Source organism: Rheinheimera nanhaiensis E407-8 (genome assembly GCF_000296695.1).
Classification (GTDB): domain Bacteria; phylum Pseudomonadota; class Gammaproteobacteria; order Enterobacterales; family Alteromonadaceae; genus Alishewanella; species Alishewanella nanhaiensis.
This window is the reverse complement of the sequence record NZ_BAFK01000008.1, coordinates 154,950-172,623: the sequence shown is the minus strand read 5'-3', so window position 1 is coordinate 172,623 and position 17,674 is coordinate 154,950. Positions and strand designations below refer to the sequence as shown.

The following is a 17,674-nucleotide window of genomic DNA, read 5'->3' as shown; positions in this document are numbered from 1 at the left end:
CAGACAGTATTAGTGCCCTGGTATGAATTCTGGCGCAACCGGCTGGACACCGAGCTATTTTTCGGCCATTGGGCGGCATTAAACGGTTATAGTCCGGTGGCGAATATTCACGCACTGGACACCGGTTGCGTCTGGGGTAATGCCCTGACTGCGTATTGTATTGAAACTCAGCAGCGCTATAGTGTGGCAGGTGTGTAGCGAAGCCTGTATATTAGGTAGCAACTTTCTGGTGCAGCGCGTTGGCCTGCACCTACCGTACTAAAATGGGAGTTATTATGAAGTTAACCGTTGCATTACGGATTATCGGCGGCTTTGGTATTATTTCACTGCTCCTGCTGCTTATTGGCACTACGGCCTATATCAGTCTGAACACGATCAGCAGCTCGACCGCCGAAGTCAACCAGGTGTCTATACCTGCGCTGGAGAACAGCGCTCAGATGCAAAGTGAATTTGTCATTATGAGCAAGCTTAGCCTGCAGGCCTTTAACGCCACTGAGCTGGATGAGGTTGCTCAGTTACTGCAGCAGTTCAGCACTGAGCAACAACGTTATCAGCAGGCCTCGACGCAATTGGCCCGCGCCGTGCAAGATAACGCCCAGCTAAAAAGCGCCGCCGCAGAAGTAGCGAAATCTTATGATGCCTTCACCCCGGTTAGCAGCGCCTTGTTCAGTCAGCTAAAAACCAACCTGCAGCTGCGTGACAGCATCGACAGTAAAATTGCTGATGTCGAAATGAACGCCGACGATATGGCATCGCTGATCCTGGACTTTACCGATGTCAGAGATGTGCAGCGCCGTTTCGCCAATGCTTACAAAGCCGCCACCAGCATTGAAACCGGCATCAATACCCTGGTCAGCAACGTAGTTGATCTGAACCGCACTACCTCAGACAGCACAGCGAACACCATAGGTAACGAAATCGGTTTTCGCTTAAAAGATTTAAACGATCAATTCGCCATCATTGAAAGTGACACTGCAGGCCAGGTGGCACTGGTGGCCGATATGGCGGAAAAAGTCGCTGAACTGAATAACCTGCTGTCGGGCAGCAACAGCGTGGTCGCACTGAAAATGCAGCGCCTGCAAGGCATTGCAGAAGCAACCCGTTTGCTGGCCCAGGCCGAGCAGCAAACCGCCACCGCCATGACCAGCCTGGCAAGCCTGTTATCGCAGGCACGCAGCGCTGCGGAGACCATCCAGCAGGAATCGGCTAATGGCGTCGCTAATGCCATTACCACCATTTTTATTGTTGTCGTGGTATCGATACTGCTGGCCGTGGTTATTGCGTTTATCACCGTAAAAAGCATTAAAAATCCGCTGGATAAAGTTAATGCCATCCTGGGTGTAGTGGCATCAGGCGATCTGACCCAAAAGCTGGACGACAAAGCCCAGGACGAATTTGGCGAACTGGCGCGTAACTGCAACAAGGTTATTGCCAATTTACAGCAGCTAATTCAGGGCATTATTTCCCGCTCGACCCAGTTAGCAGCCGCTTCTGAGCAAACCTCAGCCATCACGGTGCAAACCACTCAGGCTATTCGCGAGCAGAAATCTCAGGTAACCCAGGCAGCAACCGCTACCACCGAGATGAGCAGTACCGCCCAGGGCGTACTGCAAAGCTCCAACGATGCGGTGGCGGAGATTAAAAACGCCGATAATGAAGCCGAGCGGGTGAAAGGTATTTCGCTGGAAAACAAAGCCATTATCCTGCAGCTGTCGCATGAGGTTGAGCAGGCGTCAGAAGTCATTAACAAGCTGCATAAAGACAGTGCTTCAATTGGCAGTATTCTGGATGTGATCCGTGGCATTGCTGAGCAAACTAACCTGCTGGCACTTAATGCAGCCATTGAAGCGGCGCGGGCCGGTGAACAAGGCCGAGGCTTTGCAGTGGTAGCCGATGAAGTGCGTTCGCTGGCCAGTAAAACCCAGGCCTCGACGCAGGAAATTCAGGCGATGATCCAGGTGCTGCAATCTGGTGCCCATGCCGCCGTAGAGGCGATGAACAAAGGCAAAAAGCAAGCCGAGAACTGCGTAGCGAAAACTGAAGTGGCCACCAAGGCGCTGGACTCTATTACCCATGCCGTACATCTGGCACATGATATGAGCACACAAATTTCTGATTCGGCGCAGGAGCAAAATCAGGTATCGCACGAGATCAGTAAGTTACTGGAGTCTATCGTGGCTATTGCCGAAGAGACGGCTTCAGGGGCAGAACAAACCTCTGAATCAAGCCATGAAGTAGCACGTTTAGCCGAAGAGCTGCGGGTGTCGGTAGAACAATTTAAAGTGTAAGACGCCAAAGCAAAGCGATAGCAGCAATAAAAAATCCGCCAGCAGGCGGATTTTTTATTGGTGCTTTAACACCTGTTTCGCTTAATCACCTTCACCGGCACGGGATTTCAACACGGCTAACAGGGGTGATGCAGCAAAGCCATTGGCCTCCGCCCAGGCAATATCGCCAGAGCCTGCAACCGCCGAACCAGGCAGCTGTTTGACAATAAACTCACCGACATCGGCAGCATTGCTTTTAAAAGCATGACGAATAAGACTCTCACCATTACAGACCACACCATCATAGATGTTACGTAGCCGCAGACGGTAATCACTTAACACTTTACGCAGCCGGTTTTTATCATCTGCCGCCACGTAATCACACATAGAAGCAGCTAACTGATCATCTGCTAACGCGACCGGTGCCGTCAACAGCGACAGACCTACGACCGCACCACAAAACAAAGTTGGCAATAATCTCATGTACTACTCCTTGCTGAATATCGACTGAATCATCTTAGCAAGTTGTGTTAACAGGTGCAAACTCAGCCTTGGCGTTGCCAGGTACGAAAATAACAATGATAGGGGTTTTGTGCATCTGCCGGATGTTCACTTTGCTGCACCAGCTGCCAGTCTGCCACGGCATGATAATCAGGGAAAAACGCATCCCCCTCGGTAGTCAGTTCAATATCGGTTAGGTATAAACGCTGCGCCAATGGCAGCGCCTGGCGATATATCTCGCCACCGCCGATGATCATCACTTCGTCATGCCCTTGCAGCAGCTCAAGCGCCTGTGCCAGGCTAGTTACCCACTCTGCGCCCCGGCTGTCGATTGGCGGGGTGCGGCTTATCACCAGATTGCGCCGGCCGGGTAACACCCGGCCAATCGAATCAAAGGTTTTACGACCCATGACCACAGGCTTACCCAGTGTTACCGCTTTAAAATGCTTTAAGTCGGCCGGCAAGTGCCAGGGCATTTGGTTATCTTTACCGATGACGCGATTAGCGGCCATAGCAGCAACTAAGGAGATGATCATCGCCTAACCTTAACGCTGATAGATCACTTCAACGTCGTAATCATCGTCGTCAAAGTCGTCATCGTCGTCTTCATCTATTACCGGCTGGATATCGGTCGGGCTATCATCCCATTTGAAATTCACCGGATCAGCAATTGGCTCGGCGGCCTTTTCCACTGGTAACTGCTCAATGTAATTCAGAATATCTGCCGATAAGCGCTCGGTATTGGTGCGGCTGGCCGCCGCAATTTTAAACACCGGGCCTCCCCAGTTCAGGGCATTGGTTACCTGGGCGATGATCTCTTCCAGTTCATCTTCCATCACCAGATCAAGCTTATTAAATACCAGCCAGCGTGGCTTAGCGGCCAGCTTGGCACTGTATTTGGCCAGCTCGTTAACGATGGTAACCGCATTCTCGGCCGGATCTGAACCGTCGGCTGGCAGTACATCAACCACATGCAATAACAGCCGGCAACGCTCTAAATGCTTTAAAAACTGAATACCCAAGCCGGCGCCCTCGGCCGCGCCTTCAATCAAACCCGGAATATCGGCTATCACAAAAGAGCGGTGTGACTGTACCCGCACGACGCCTAAGTTTGGCACCAGAGTGGTAAAAGGATAATCGGCTACCTTAGGTTTAGCAGCAGACACGGCGCGGATCAGCGTTGATTTACCGGCATTAGGCAAGCCTAACAAGCCAACATCGGCTAATAACAACAGCTCTAAACGCAGGTTGCGGATCTCGCCTGGCGTACCATTGGTCTTTTTGCGCGGCGCTCGGTTAGTGCTGCTGGCAAAACGGGCATTGCCCAAGCCATGCCAACCACCTTTCGCAACCCGTAAACGCTGACCGTTGCGGGTTAAATCACCCAGTACTTCGTCGGTATCAACATCTACTGCCCGGGTACCGACCGGCACCCGCAGTTCTAAATCTTTACCACGCTTACCGGTACAGTTAACGCTGCCACCGTTTTCACCCCGTTCAGCACGGTGAAATTTCTCAAACTGATAATCGACCAGGGTGTTCAGGTTTTCATCGGCGACCAGATACACATCTCCGCCATCGCCACCGTCACCACCGTTGGGGCCGCCCTTAGAAATAAACTTTTCACGTAAAAAACTGATAATACCGTTACCGCCGTCACCGGCTTCTACGCGGATTATCGCCTCATCTACAAACTTCATCGGGTGCGTCCTGATTAATCAGATTTGAACCAGCTTTTATTAACTGGCGCTAAGTATAACGTAGCTTACTAAGCCTTGTCGAAAAACGCCTTCTCGGCGCGCTGATAGCAGCTCAGCAATAAAAAACCCCGCACCAGGCGGGGTTTAGTTGAATGTGTACAGCTTATTCGCTGACGATGCTCACAAACTTACGGTTGTGCTCACCTTTCACTTCAAACTTCACTTTACCTTCAGTTAAAGCGAATAAAGTGTGGTCTTTACCGATACCTACGTTAGTACCAGCGTGGAATTTAGTACCACGCTGACGCACGATGATGCTACCAGCTAAAACAGACTCACCACCGAAGCGCTTAACACCTAAGCGTTTAGCTTCTGAATCGCGACCGTTACGGGTGCTACCTACACCTTTCTTACTTGCCATGTGTCGATACTCCTATTACGCGCTGATGCTGGTAATTTTCACTTCAGTGAACCACTGACGGTGGCCCATCTGCTTGCGTGAATGCTTACGACGACGGAACTTAACGATTTTGATTTTATCGCCACGGCCATGAGTGACCACTTCCGCTACTACTTTACCACCTTCAACTAAAGGTGCACCGATAGAGATGTTTTCGCCGTTAGCGACCATCAACGGTGTAAATTCGATTGTTGCGCCGGTTTCTAAGTCTAGTTTTTCTAGACGAAGAGTTTGACCTTCCGTCACACGGTGCTGTTTACCACCACTTTGGAAAACCGCGTACATAGTTAACTCCGTACAAAGCACGCCATCGCTTGTTAAGGGGCGTGTTAATTCAATTCACAGGGCGCGAATTGTACGCAATTTCCCCTACCCCCGCAAGTAGAAATAAAAAAAAGATCACCGCCTAAACAAAAGGATCCGGTTTTGCTTTGGGACTTATCGGGCCTTAGTGTAGAATTAGCGCCATTGTTAGGTTTAAGCAGTTGTTTTGCATGACGCTCGAACAGATCCAGCAACTGGCTGCCGCCGATATGGCTGCGGTTAATGCGCAGATATTTTCCCAGCTCAATTCTGATGTGGCTTTAATTAACCAGCTCGGTATTTACATTGTTAATAGCGGCGGTAAACGTTTAAGGCCCTTGCTGGCTGTACTGGCAGCCCGCGCGCTCGGTTATAACGGCAGCGCTCATGTGACGGTGGCGGCCATTATTGAATTTATCCACACCTCTACCTTACTGCATGACGACGTAGTAGATGAGTCGACCCTGCGCCGTGGCAAGCAAACCGCTAACGCCGTGTTTGGCAATCAGGCCAGCGTACTGGTGGGCGACTTCCTGTACAGCCGCTCGTTTCAGATGATGGTGTCATTAAACGAGATGCGCATCATGCAAATTCTGGCCGATGCCACTAACGTCATTGCCGAAGGCGAAGTGCTGCAGCTGATGAACGTGAACGATCCTGACACCACTGAACAAAGCTATATGCAGGTCATTTACTGCAAAACCGCCAAATTGTTTGAAGCCGCCACTCAGCTGGCTGCTATAGTGGCACAGCAACCTGAAGCTGTGGTGAATGGGTTAAAACTGTATGGCATGCATTTGGGTACTGCCTTTCAGTTAATTGATGATGTGCTGGACTATCAGGCGGACGCGACAGAGCTTGGCAAAAATATCGGTGATGATCTGGCCGAAGGTAAACCGACGCTGCCGCTTATTCATGCGCTGAAGCATGGTACCAGTGCGCAGCAGGCGCTGATCCGCGAGGCGATAAGCGAAGGCAATGGCCTGGCGCAGTTAGACGCTATTATGACGGCACTGGAGCAAACCGATGCCTTTGGCTATACCCGCCGCTTGGCCGCGCAGGAAGCCGACAAAGCGCGTGCAGCGCTGGCCGTATTACCTGACTCAGACTACAAACAAGCATTGCTGGCACTGGCTGATATTGCGGTGTCGCGCAGTCATTAAGGGTTTAAGCCGGTACCTGCAAGCAAAAAGAAAAGGCGCCGTAGCGCCTTTTTTTACCGCAGAATAACTTAGTTATTCTTTACAAACTCTTCGCCTAAGGTGATATCGGCTTTTAAGGTGCCTAACATATCAGTCATGGCTTTTTGCTCATAAGCGCTTAAGCTACCAATGGGTAACAGCTTTTCTACGCCATTTTTGCCCAGCAGCATCGGCTGTGCGAAGAAACGGGCGTGCTCGCCGTTACCTTCAACATAAGCGTACTCAGTCACCGCTTCGCCTTGCAGGCCTTTGATCAGTGAAATACAGAAACGGGCCGCTGCCTGGCCCATAGATAAGGTTGCAGATCCGCCACCGGCTTTGGCTTCAACCACTTCAGTGCCGGCGTTTTGAATGCGATGCGTCAGTGAGGCAACTTCCTCATCAGTGAAGCTTACACCTTCAACCTGAGACAGCAGTGGCAGTATAGTGGTACCACTGTGGCCGCCAATCACCGGCACCTTAATAGCAGCAGGGTTTTTGCCTTTTAACTCGGCAACAAAGGTTTCAGCGCGGATCACATCCAGCGTGGTGACGCCGAATAAACGACGCGGGTCGTAGGTGCCGGCTTTTTTGAACACGTCAGCGGCAATGGCAACCGTAGTGTTAACCGGGTTGGTAATAATACCCACCAGCGCTTTTGGACACTGCTGCACTATAGCTTCGGCTAAGGTTTTCACCACACCGGCATTGATATTGAACAAATCTGACCGATCCATACCTGGTTTACGAGGCATACCGGCGGGGATCATCACGATGTCGGCACCGGCCAGCGCCTTGTTCAGATCTTCTTTACCATAGCCTGTTACTTTAACAGCGGTAGGGATATGGCTTAAGTCAACCGCGACACCCGGGGTTACCGGCGCCAGGTCGTATAGCGCTAAGTCGGTACCGGCAGGTAGGTCTAATTTCAGCAATAGTGATAATGCCTGACCAATACCACCGGCGGCACCTAAAACGGCAACTTTCATGATTATCTCCCTTGAGAACGCTTGAATGGAAAAACGCGCCAACAATACTGAAACCGCGGCGAAATTACAAATAGCTTAAGCCTAAAGTCTAAGCATTTTAGTCAATTTTAGTGTACTTTAGCCCAATAGCAGCGCCAGATCCGCCAACAAAGTGTATCGGCTGCTCAACTTTGCTAAGATAACGACACGCATTCAGAGGTAGAAGTGTGATATGACCAAGCAAGCCAAACAGGAAGCGTTAATTCAGGCATTTAAAGCCTTATTGAAAACTGAGAGTTTTGGCTCTCAGGGTGAAATTGTCGATGCGCTGAAAAACGAAGGCTTTGACAATATCAGTCAGTCAAAAGTGTCGCGTATGTTGAGTAAGTATGGTGCCGTGCGCACCCGTAACGCCAAACAGGAGATGGTTTATACTCTGCCACCTGAACTGGGCGTGCCGACCACCAAAAGCCCGCTGCGCCAGTTAGTGCTCGACATCGAGCATAACGATGTGATGATCATTATTCGCACCAGCCCGGGCGCAGCCCAGTTGATTGCCCGCTTGTTAGATTCCGTCGGTAAGGCCGAAGGTGTGCTGGGCACCATTGCCGGCGATGACACTATTTTTATTGCACCGAAAAGTATCCGCCATATCGACGATACCTTACAAAAAGTCACTGAGCTGTTTGAGAAGGTATAAACCGCTACGCAGCACCACTGGCAGCCAGCTCTAAAAAGCTGATCGATGGCGCAAAAAAAACAGCACTGAGTTCAAACCGGTGATAATTAAGCAGTAAATCATGGCCGGCAGCAGGGTTGCCAAGCCCCAGCCGCCGCGACAGTTGCTGCTGTAATGCCTCAGCACTGGCGGCATATTGCAGTTGCAGTAAACCCTGCTGCTTCAGCTGATAAAACGGCATATTCTGGTGCAGCACGGCAGTGTCATTGTCCTGCTGCCACATCAGCGCAGCGTGGCTGTCGGCGGTTAGCCGCCCGTCAGCCAGCAGACGGCCACTGACTTTCTCAAACCCCAGTATGGCTTCCTGCTCTGACTGACTTAACCGCTGCCAGACGGTTGGATTAAAGCCCAGTTGCTGAAAGTATAAATAACTGCCGCCGGCAAACAGCGGTTGTCTGGCCGCATCAACCAGGGCCACCTGCCGCTTTTGCCGCGCTTTGGCATTGTAGGGCGTATCAATAAAGCCGGTCAGCTGACGGCCATCCAGATAACGAAAACCCTGCAGCGCATCGAGCACATCGACATGTCCCTGCAGCAACTGCAATACCTGCTGCGCAACGATAACATTGACATCTAAGCGATCGGAGCGGATCTGCAATAACAAATCCACCGGCACCGCGGCCAGGCCGATATTGTCGTCCTGCGGCGCGGGAAAAGCATGCAATAGCGCCGGGCGCGCATCCGGATACAGCAAATCCCAATAGTTGCTGCCCACCGCCACCACACCGGTTAACAAGGCTTCAGAGAAATGATCGGCCAGCCGGTCGAACAGCTGCGGAATACGCGCCAGTTTATACCGCAGGGCTTTCTCCTGCCCTTCCAGCGCATTGAGCAGTAAATAGCTGCCATGCAAATTGGCTTCTGCACATATTCCCAGTTGTTCTCTGGCCATAGTTATTCCTTTAGACAACGCCTTTCGCCGCTCAGCTGCAGCAATACGCCATTCGTGCCCGGCTTTTTGTGAGAAATATCTCACAAACAAGTGCGTTTAAACGCTATTTACTGCTGCAAACTTTACTGCAAGTTTAATGCAACTGCATGATATATATCAAATTAACCAAAACCATTAACATTTTACAATAATATTACAGCAGGCTTTTTTCTAAAACATCATGCTGCACACCCGCGTTAGAGTGCATAATTAACTCGTCAACGGATAGACCCACTGACAGGAAGACAGCGGGTGACTGCAGGATGCAGTGTCTGGCTAGGATAGCACAAGGACGACCAACAGACATGCTCAGGATGAGCGCGGTTTTCAGAGTCTTCACCAGCGCTGAAAGCTCAGGGATGAAACGGAACACACTCAGGATGAGTGCGCATTACCAGGATGGTAGTGCTTAAGGATGACAGGACAAGGCAAGATGCCTTTAGGAACACTCCGGGATGGAGCCAGGGAAGAAATACTACGGACAGTATCGACAGGACGACGAAACAGGACCTTAGGTGGCCGCGCAGTTTGCGGCCCACCTTCCTGCTCTACCCTCACCAGCACCCCCTAACCGTATATCGCCATACTTGTCACTTGTCACTTGTCACTTGTCACTTGTCACTTGTCACTTGTCACCAGACACCTTACCGTCAAAACGCTGCTTATAAGCGGCAAAATCCGGCACTTCGCGCTGATAGTTTTGCTGATATAAACTCGAGTGAATAATAAAGTCGGCTGTCGCCTGGTTACAGGCTACCGGTACGTTCCACACCACGGCTAACCGTATCAGCGCTTTGACATCCGGGTCGTGCGGCTGCGATGACAGTGGGTCCCAGAAAAACACCAGCCAGTCTATTTTCTGCTCGGCAATCATGGCACCAATTTGCTGGTCGCCGCCCAAAGGGCCACTGGCCAGGCAGGTAACCTCGCGCTTTAAGGCGCTGCTAATCAGTTTGCCGGTAGTACCGGTCGCCACCAGCTGTTTATCAGCAAAAAAAGCCTGGTGCCGGCTCACCCAATCTAATAAGGCGGATTTTTTACCATCGTGTGCAACCAGGGCTATGGTTTTCATTTACAGCGCTCCTTGAAGCAAAAACGCAGCTTAACGTGAAAAAAAAGCCCTGCATAGCAGGGCAAAACAACCAAGGTCCACGTATAACATCGTTATTGGTCAGCAAACACCGCCGCTTCTGGCGTACGGTACTGCTATAACCACATCATTCTTTACTACTGCGCTGAAGCTATCCGCTTCATCGCTGTCATATAACCGCGTAACGTTTTACCGATACGCTCTACCGGGTGCTGACGAATGGCTTCGTTTACCGCGATAAGCTTAAGGTTATCCACACCGGTGTCGCCGCTGATGCCTTTCCCGATAAGCTCACTGCTCAGGCCGTTAACCAGATGTTTTAACAGCGGCACTGCAGCATGGGCAAACAGGTAGTTACCGTATTCGGCAGTATCTGAAATCACCACGTTCATCTCGTACAAACGCTTACGGGCAATGGTATTGGCGATAAGCGGTGTTTCATGCAGTGACTCATAATAAGCAGACTCTGCTACTATGCCGGCATCCACCATGGTCTCAAACGCCAGTTCCACACCGGCTTTTACCATAGCGACCAACAGCAAGCCGCGGTCAAAATACTCCTGTTCGGCAATTTTCTCTGCCGACACCGGCGCCTGCTCAAAGCCACTGTTGCGGGTTTGCTCACGCCAGGTCAGCAGGTTTTTATCATCATTGGCCCAATCGGCCATCATGGTGCGGGAAAACTCGCCACTGATGATGTCGTCCATATGTTTTTCAAATAATGGCCGCAAGATGCTTTTTAGCTGCTCAGCCAACTCGAAGGTTTTGAGCTTGGCCGGGTTACTTAAGCGGTCCATCATGTTGGTGATGCCACCATGTTTCAGCGCTTCGGTAATGGTTTCCCAACCATACTGGATAAGTTTAGCCGCGTAGCCGCGCTCGACACCGTCAGCCACCATCTTGTCAAACGCCAGAATGGCGCCGGTTTGCAGCATACCGCACAGGATAGTTTGCTCACCCATTAAGTCTGATTTCACTTCAGCCACAAAAGACGAGTGCAACACCCCGGCCCGATCACCACCGGTAGCCACCGCATAGGCTTTGGCGATATCCAGGCCACGGCCGTTAGGGTCATTCTCGGGATGCACGGCAATTAATGTCGGCACACCAAAACCACGTTTGTATTCTTCACGCACTTCAGTACCCGGGCATTTAGGGGCAACCATAATGACGGTGATATCAGGGCGGATCTGTTTGCCCTCTTCAACAATATTAAAGCCGTGTGAGTAAGCCAGTGTGGCGCCCTGCTTCATCAGCGGCATTACCGCATCCACCACGCTGCTGTGCTGTTTATCTGGTGTCAGGTTTAATACCAGATCGGCCGTAGGAATCAGTTGCTGATAAGTACCAACGGTAAACCCATTGCTGCTGGCCTTTTGAAAAGACGCGCGCCTCTCGCTTATCGCCTCTGCTCGTAATGCATAACTGATGTTTAACCCCGAGTCGCGCATATTCAGGCCCTGGTTTAACCCCTGCGCCCCACAACCGATAATGACGATATTCCAGCCTTTTAACAGCTCACAGCCGTTGGCAAATTCGCTCTTGTCCATAAAGCGGCACTGGCCTAACTGGCCCAGCTGCTGCCGTAAATTCAATGTATTAAAATAATTTGCCATAATGCTTCTCTAAATGCGTTTTTACCGCTCAGGCCTGATTGCTGAGCATAAGCCGGCTCAATGGCGGGCTTTAATGCGTTAATACTAGCTACTGCATTTAATTGCGTGAAGTGATATATTTTTAAGTCTGTATTTCACTATATGAAACAGGCTATCAGCATGGATATTCGCAGCGCCCAGTTGTTTCAGCATTTGGCAACCAGCCTTAACTTCAGCAAAACCAGCGAGCAGATGTATGTCAGCCCGCCAACCCTGACCAGAGTGATCCAACGGTTGGAGGAAGAACTCGGCGCTGAGCTGTTTTTCCGCGATAAACGCTCAGTACGGCTGACCCCCGCCGGCCAGCGGTTTGGCCGCTTTGTCCGTAGCTGGCTGGATGAATGGCATCAGCTGCAACTGGATTTACAGCTGGCCAGCGCTGAATTGACGGGTGAGATCCGGCTGTTTTGCACGGTAACCGCCAGCTACAGCCATCTGCCGGCCATTTTAGATAAGTTTCGGCTGATGTGCCCGAAAGCCGAAATTAAACTGACCACCGGCGACGCCGCTTCTGCTATTGAGAAAGTGCGGCTGGACGACGCGGACATTGCCCTGGCTGCACGGCCGATGCACCTGCCGGCTAATCTGGCCTTTAAAAGTATCGCCAGTTTACCGGTGATGCTAATTGCACCCACGGTGCCCTGTAAAGTAACCAGCTTGCTGGAGCAACAACCGATACCCTGGAGCCAGGTGCCCCTGATCATGCCCGAGCATGGCCCGGCACGCAGCCGCTTTGACCGCTGGGTGCAGGATAGCGGCATTATCCCGCTGGTAGTAGCAAAGGTAGATGGCCATGAAGCCATGGTGTCGATGGTGGCGCTGGGTACCGGTGTGGCGCTGGTGGCCGATGCTGTGGTCATACACAGCCCGGTGAAAGACCGGGTACGGATGCTACAGCTGGACTATCAGTTTGAAGCCTTTGATTTAGGCGTCTGCATGCTGAATAAACGGCTTAATGAGCCGCTTATTCAGGCATTCTGGCAAGTAGCCACGACAAAAGCAGAACTTAAGCGTTAGCGCCACAGTGAGTAGCAGAGTTACTTAACCACCTTCAGATGAGAGGCTTTTTTCGGCTTGGGCGGCTCGGGATCAGGATTATCATCATCCGGCAGCATATCAATCAGATCGGCATCGTCTTCATCTTCTTCCAGCGTAAAGACGGTACCGGCGCCGTTCTCGCGGGCATAGATGGCCAACACGGCATTAAGTGGAATATACAGCGCAAACGGCTGACCGCCAAAACGGGCACTAAAGGTGACCGCATCATTGCCCAGCTGCAAATTTCCCACCGCCGTAGGGGCGGTGTTTAACACGATTTGGCCGTTTTGGACAAACTGCATTGGCACCTTTACGCCGTGCACAGTCGCATCAACCACCAGGTAAGGCGTGCAGTTGTTGTCGACTATCCAGTCGTAAAACGCCCGTAGTAAATAAGGGCGGTTTGCGGTCATTTTCATTACAGCTTCATTCCGCGGCGAATTTCACGCTCAGCATCGCTTAGCGAAGCCTGGAATGCATCACGTTCAAAAATACGCGTCATATAGTTTTTCAGCTCTTTGCTGCCCGGGCCGGACAACTCGATGCCCAACAGCGGTAAGCGCCACAACAGCGCAGCCATATAACAATCGACCAGACCAAACTCTTCGCTCATAAAAAACGGCGCTTCATTAAACAATGGCGCTATCGACAGCAAGCCTTCTTTTAGCTCCTGCCGGGCGCTAGCCGCGTTGTCATCGCCATTTAAAATAGCCTGCGCCAGACGGTACCAGTCTTTTTCAATGCGGTACATCATTAACCGTGCCTGACCACGTGCCACCGGATACACCGGCATTAATGGCGGGTGCGGGAAACGCTCGTCCAGGTATTCCATGATGATATTGGCCTGATACAACGCCAGTTCACGGTCAAGCAGCGTTGGCAGGCTACCGTACGGGTTAACCTCGTACAGATCTTCCGGCAAATTATCCTGGGTGACCTGAAGAATATCGACAGTTACGCCTTTTTCCGCCAGTACGATGCGAACCTGATGGCTAAACATGTCATCCGCTGCTGAAAACAGTGTCATCACAGGGCGTTTATTGGCAGTGATCGCCATGTATTCCTCCGGTAAAATAAAAAACGGCAAAGGGGCGCTAAGGCCCCTGTAAACATAACTAGTTGAAAAAACTAATTAATGTACATCGCGCCAATATTCTTTCTTCAGTAAATACGCCAGAACAAAGAAGATCAGCAGAAATACCATAACCTTGACACCAAGTTCACGGGATTCCAGTTTGGTTGGCTCGCCAACATATTCCAGGTAGTTTACCAGATCTGCCACCGCACGATCATATTCTTCTGTGCTCAGCTCACCGGTACCATCGGTTTTAATACCGACATACACCTGCTTCGATTCACCGTCTACCAGACGGGTCTCATAGGCTTTGTAAGGTAAGCCCTGCAGCTCCTGCAGCACATGGGGCATACCCACCATTGGGAAGACGTCGTTGTTCACACCAAAGGGGCGTGACGGATCGGCATAAAAACTACGCAGATAGGTGTACAGCCAGTCCGGGCCGCGCACCCGCGCAACGTTAGTTAAATCTGGCGGTGTAGCGCCAAACCATTTTTCGCCATCTTTACCTGACATGTTGTTGGTAATATGGTCACCCACTTTTTCGCCGGTAAACATCAGGTTAGCCATACCGACATCTTCCGGAATGTCTAAATCGCGGAAGGTGCGGGAATAGCGCTGATACTGCATCTGGTGACAGCCCAAGCAATAGTTCTGGAACAGCTTGGCACCATTTTGCAGTGATGCCTTATCGGTCAGATCTATCGGTGCTTTGTCCAACGGTATCGTTGGGCCAGCTGCCATCGCCAGTGACGAGGCTAATAATGCGGCAGCAGACAATAACTTTTTCATCATTAGGTTACCCTCACTGGCAGTGGTTTAGTGGCTTCGTTCTTGCTGTAGAAGAACAGCAGCACAAAGAAACCGAAGTAAGTAAACGAGAACAGCTGCGACAACAGGGTATAAGTCGGTGTTGCCGGCAATACGCCCAGAATACCCAGCGCCACAAAGCTGATACAGAAATTAACCAGATTAACTTTGTGCAGGCCGCTGCGGTAGCGCACTGAGCGCACCTTGCCACGGTCCAGCCACGGCAGCAATGCCAACGCCAGGATAGCGGCAAACATGGCTACAGCGCCCATAAAGGGGTGCGGAATAGCACGTAAAATGGCATAGAACGGCGTGAAGTACCAAACAGGTGCGATATGCTCAGGCGTTTTCAGCGGGTTAGCCGCTTCAAAGTTTGGCGGCTCCAGGAAGAAGCCACCGCCTTCCGGGAAGAAGAAGATTACCCAGGCAAAAACCAGTAAGAAGCCAGCAACGCCCACTAAGTCTTTCACCGTGTAATAAGGGTGGAACGGGATCGCATCAACGATCACTTTCTTACCACCGCGGGTGAAGTACTGATGGAAGGTAAACTTTGTATCGGCGTCGGTTTGCTCAACGCTGCCATCGTTATCGCGTTTAATCTCGATACCGTCAGGGTTGTTTGAGCCTACTTCATGCAGCGCCATAATGTGCAGGAAGACTAAAATAACCAGTACCAACGGCAGCGCAATAACATGCAGTGCAAAGAAGCGGTTTAACGTAGCACCGGAAATAACATAATCACCACGGATCCACAGCGTTAAATCTTCGCCGATAAACGGAATAGTACCAAAGATACCGATAATAACCTGGGCACCCCAGAACGACATCTGGCCCCATGGCAGTAAGTAACCCATAAAGGCTTCAGCCATCAGCACCAGGAAAATCAGCATACCGAAGATCCACAACAGTTCACGTGGTTTCTGGTACGAGCCGTACATCATGCCGCGCAGCATGTGCAGATACACGACAACGAAAAACGCCGACGCGCCGGTAGAGTGCATATACCGCAGCAACCAGCCGTACTCGACGTCACGCATAATGTATTCAATAGACGCAAAAGCACCTTCGGCAGAAGGCACATAGTTCATAGTTAACCAGATACCGGTCAGAATTTGGTTAACCAGTACTAAAATGGCCAGCGAGCCAAAAAAGTACCAGAAGTTAAAGTTCTTTGGTGCCGGATACTGCATGACGTGCAGGTTCATTTTATCCATGAACGGCAGGCGGTATTCAATCCAGCTCATCAGGTTCTTGAACATCAGGCAGCCCCCTCATCTTCACCAATTAAAATGGTATTGTCATCGATATACATATACGGAGGGACCATCAGGTTGCTGGGTGCCGGTACGCTCTGGAATACCCGGCCGGCCATATCAAACTTAGAGCCGTGACAAGGGCAGAAAAAGCCAGAGGTAACGCCCTCAACCTGAGCAGAGAAATCGCTGGGTAAGTAAGTTGGTGAGCAGCCCAGATGAGTACAGATACCGACAGCGACAAAAATTTCCGGCTTTTTCGAGCGATAGCGGTTTTGTGCGTAAGCGGGCTGTTGTGCTACCGCCGACTCCGGGTCGCGTAACTTATCTTCATGGTTTGCCAATGCATCTAACATGGCTTGTGGCCGTTTAACGATCCATACCGGCTTACCACGCCACTCTACCCGGATTAACTGGCCCGGTTCCAGCTTACTGATATCCGCACTGACGGCGGCACCGGCTTGCTTGGCTTTTTCACTCGGGTTCCAGGACGCGATAAAAGGCACAGCAGCTCCGACGGCACCAACACCCCCCACTACTGAGGTAGCAATGGTAAGGAAGCGGCGGCGACCTTGATCTACAGGCGCATTGCTCATCCACTCATCTCCACGTTAACGCTTAAACAGAATTTAAGCGGCTGAATTTCAGCAATTATTATAAATTGAAAAAATAACGCCGATCATAATGAAAAGCCCTGCTTTACACAAGGATTAAGGCTGCCTGAATCGGTATTATCTTAGTCAAATGCGGTGTACGGCTTAACACTGCTACTGGTTTGCCGCTGCGGCGTCACCGCTTTTGCAAGGTAAAAAAAACCCGGCAACAGGTGCCGGGCTTTGAGTACAGAAAAACGCTTAACGTTTTGAGTACTGTGGACGTTTACGTGCTTTACGCAGACCCACTTTCTTACGTTCAACCTGACGGGCGTCACGGGTAACGAAGCCTGCTTTACGCAGTGCTGGACGCAGTGACTCGTCAAATTCCATCAGTGCACGGGTGATACCGTGACGGATAGCACCGGCCTGACCGCTGATACCACCACCTTTAACAGTGATGTACAGGTCGAATTTCTCCACCATGTCTACCAGCTCTAATGGCTGACGCACAACCATACAAGCGGTTTCACGACCGAAGTAGTCGGTTAATGCGCGCTGGTTAACAACGATGTTGCCTGAACCGGCTTTTAAGAACACACGGGCCGTTGAGCTTTTACGACGACCAGTTCCGTAATATTGATTCTGTGCCATGATATGCTCCGATTAAATATCTAATACTTGCGGTTGCTGAGCAGCATGCTGATGCTCGGCGCCGGCGTAAACTTTCAACTTACGGAACATAGCGCGGCCCAGTGGACCTTTTGGCAACATGCCTTTAACAGCAGTTTCCAGCACCATTTCTGGCTTTTTGTCGATTAACTTCTCAAAGCTGATTTCTTTGATGCCGCCTGGGAAACCAGTGTGAGAGTAATACATTTTCTTCTGCGCTTTAGCACCAGTCACAACGACTTTTTCCGCGTTTACCACGATGATGTAATCACCGGTGTCAACGTGCGGAGTGTATTCTGGCTTGTGCTTGCCACGTAAACGGGCAGCGATTTCAGTTGCGATACGGCCCAGCGTTTTACCTGACGCATCAACAACATACCAGTCGCGTGTTACGCTTTCTGGCTTAGCAGTAAAAGTTTTCATTCGCTTTATCCAAAA

Annotated in this window: 20 protein-coding genes and 1 pseudogene; 5 read left to right on the top strand and 16 right to left on the bottom strand. The window is 50.9% G+C overall.

Annotated elements, in window-relative coordinates; genetic code table 11:
- Nucleotides 1-198, top strand: a pseudogene (apaH, locus tag RNAN_RS08960) (diadenosine tetraphosphatase); the annotation flags it as partial.
- A 77-nt stretch (nucleotides 199-275) separates the two neighbouring features.
- A complete protein-coding gene (locus RNAN_RS08955) occupies nucleotides 276-2,288 on the top strand; it encodes a methyl-accepting chemotaxis protein (protein WP_008220957.1) in 2,013 nt (670 codons plus the stop codon).
- A gap of 81 nt (nucleotides 2,289-2,369) precedes the next feature.
- Here the strand turns inward: RNAN_RS08955 and RNAN_RS08950 are convergent, their stop codons facing one another.
- From RNAN_RS08950 to rplU, 5 genes are all read right to left on the bottom strand, one after another.
- Nucleotides 2,370-2,750: a DUF3718 domain-containing protein gene (locus RNAN_RS08950; RefSeq protein ID WP_008220955.1), complete on the bottom strand. Its 381-nt coding sequence runs from the start codon at nucleotides 2,748-2,750 to the stop codon at nucleotides 2,370-2,372.
- A gap of 62 nt (nucleotides 2,751-2,812) precedes the next feature.
- A complete protein-coding gene (gene folA, locus RNAN_RS08945) occupies nucleotides 2,813-3,304 on the bottom strand; it encodes a type 3 dihydrofolate reductase (protein ID WP_008220954.1) in 492 nt (163 codons plus the stop codon).
- Nucleotides 3,305-3,313: 9 nt separating this feature from the next.
- Nucleotides 3,314-4,468, bottom strand: a complete 1,155-nt coding sequence (gene cgtA / locus RNAN_RS08940; RefSeq protein ID WP_008220952.1) for an Obg family GTPase CgtA — start codon at nucleotides 4,466-4,468, stop codon at nucleotides 3,314-3,316.
- Nucleotides 4,469-4,631: 163 nt separating this feature from the next.
- Nucleotides 4,632-4,889, bottom strand: a complete 258-nt coding sequence (gene rpmA, locus RNAN_RS08935) for a 50S ribosomal protein L27 (RefSeq protein ID WP_008220951.1) — start codon at nucleotides 4,887-4,889, stop codon at nucleotides 4,632-4,634.
- 15 nt (nucleotides 4,890-4,904) lie between these two features.
- Entirely contained in the window at nucleotides 4,905-5,213 is a 309-nt protein-coding gene (gene rplU, locus RNAN_RS08930) for a 50S ribosomal protein L21 (protein ID WP_040551912.1), read from the bottom strand.
- Between the two features lie 209 nt (nucleotides 5,214-5,422).
- Here rplU and ispB point away from each other — a divergent pair, with 209 nt between their 5' ends.
- Entirely contained in the window at nucleotides 5,423-6,394 is a 972-nt protein-coding gene (gene ispB, locus RNAN_RS08925; protein WP_008220946.1) for an octaprenyl diphosphate synthase, read from the top strand.
- Nucleotides 6,395-6,462: 68 nt separating this feature from the next.
- Here ispB and mdh read toward each other — a convergent pair whose 3' ends face one another.
- On the bottom strand, nucleotides 6,463-7,401 hold the full coding sequence (mdh, locus tag RNAN_RS08920) for a malate dehydrogenase (RefSeq protein ID WP_008220944.1): 939 nt from the start codon (nucleotides 7,399-7,401) through the stop codon (nucleotides 6,463-6,465).
- A gap of 211 nt (nucleotides 7,402-7,612) precedes the next feature.
- Here mdh and argR point away from each other — a divergent pair, with 211 nt between their 5' ends.
- On the top strand, nucleotides 7,613-8,080 hold the full coding sequence (gene argR, locus RNAN_RS08915; protein WP_008220942.1) for a transcriptional regulator ArgR: 468 nt from the start codon (nucleotides 7,613-7,615) through the stop codon (nucleotides 8,078-8,080).
- A 4-nt stretch (nucleotides 8,081-8,084) separates the two neighbouring features.
- On the opposite strand, the gene RNAN_RS08910 is transcribed toward argR, so the two are convergent.
- The 3 genes from RNAN_RS08910 to ilvC all read right to left on the bottom strand — a co-directional run bounded on the left by RNAN_RS08910 (nucleotide 8,085) and on the right by ilvC (nucleotide 11,756).
- Nucleotides 8,085-9,011 (bottom strand): Dyp-type peroxidase, encoded by a 927-nt coding sequence (locus tag RNAN_RS08910; RefSeq protein ID WP_008220938.1) that lies wholly within the window; start codon nucleotides 9,009-9,011, stop codon nucleotides 8,085-8,087.
- A gap of 664 nt (nucleotides 9,012-9,675) precedes the next feature.
- Nucleotides 9,676-10,122, bottom strand: a complete 447-nt coding sequence (locus RNAN_RS08905) for a methylglyoxal synthase (protein ID WP_008220935.1) — start codon at nucleotides 10,120-10,122, stop codon at nucleotides 9,676-9,678.
- Nucleotides 10,123-10,277: 155 nt separating this feature from the next.
- Entirely contained in the window at nucleotides 10,278-11,756 is a 1,479-nt protein-coding gene (gene ilvC, locus RNAN_RS08900; protein ID WP_008220934.1) for a ketol-acid reductoisomerase, read from the bottom strand.
- A 159-nt stretch (nucleotides 11,757-11,915) separates the two neighbouring features.
- Between ilvC and ilvY the strand changes: the two genes are divergently transcribed.
- A complete protein-coding gene (ilvY, locus tag RNAN_RS08895) occupies nucleotides 11,916-12,812 on the top strand; it encodes an HTH-type transcriptional activator IlvY (RefSeq protein ID WP_008220931.1) in 897 nt (298 codons plus the stop codon).
- A 20-nt stretch (nucleotides 12,813-12,832) separates the two neighbouring features.
- Here ilvY and RNAN_RS08890 read toward each other — a convergent pair whose 3' ends face one another.
- The 7 genes from RNAN_RS08890 to rplM all read right to left on the bottom strand — a co-directional run bounded on the left by RNAN_RS08890 (nucleotide 12,833) and on the right by rplM (nucleotide 17,659).
- Nucleotides 12,833-13,246 (bottom strand): ClpXP protease specificity-enhancing factor, encoded by a 414-nt coding sequence (locus RNAN_RS08890; protein ID WP_008220930.1) that lies wholly within the window; start codon nucleotides 13,244-13,246, stop codon nucleotides 12,833-12,835.
- 5 nt (nucleotides 13,247-13,251) lie between these two features.
- Entirely contained in the window at nucleotides 13,252-13,890 is a 639-nt protein-coding gene (sspA, locus tag RNAN_RS08885) for a stringent starvation protein SspA (protein WP_008220928.1), read from the bottom strand.
- Nucleotides 13,891-13,965: 75 nt separating this feature from the next.
- On the bottom strand, nucleotides 13,966-14,703 hold the full coding sequence (locus RNAN_RS08880; protein ID WP_008220926.1) for a cytochrome c1: 738 nt from the start codon (nucleotides 14,701-14,703) through the stop codon (nucleotides 13,966-13,968).
- Nucleotides 14,703-15,977, bottom strand: coding sequence for a cytochrome b (locus tag RNAN_RS08875; protein ID WP_008220924.1), 1,275 nt, complete (start codon nucleotides 15,975-15,977; stop codon nucleotides 14,703-14,705). The genes RNAN_RS08880 and RNAN_RS08875 overlap by 1 nt, the downstream gene beginning before the upstream one ends.
- Nucleotides 15,977-16,567, bottom strand: coding sequence for a ubiquinol-cytochrome c reductase iron-sulfur subunit (petA, locus tag RNAN_RS08870; RefSeq protein WP_008220922.1), 591 nt, complete (start codon nucleotides 16,565-16,567; stop codon nucleotides 15,977-15,979). Before petA ends, RNAN_RS08875 begins: the two co-directional genes overlap by 1 nt.
- 258 nt (nucleotides 16,568-16,825) lie before the next feature.
- Nucleotides 16,826-17,218, bottom strand: coding sequence for a 30S ribosomal protein S9 (gene rpsI, locus RNAN_RS08865; protein ID WP_040551910.1), 393 nt, complete (start codon nucleotides 17,216-17,218; stop codon nucleotides 16,826-16,828).
- Nucleotides 17,219-17,230: 12 nt separating this feature from the next.
- Nucleotides 17,231-17,659 carry a 50S ribosomal protein L13 gene (gene rplM / locus RNAN_RS08860; protein ID WP_008220918.1) on the bottom strand — a complete coding sequence of 143 codons (429 nt, stop codon included), beginning with the start codon at nucleotides 17,657-17,659 and terminating at the stop codon, nucleotides 17,231-17,233.
- Between the last annotated feature and the right edge of the window lie 15 nt (nucleotides 17,660-17,674).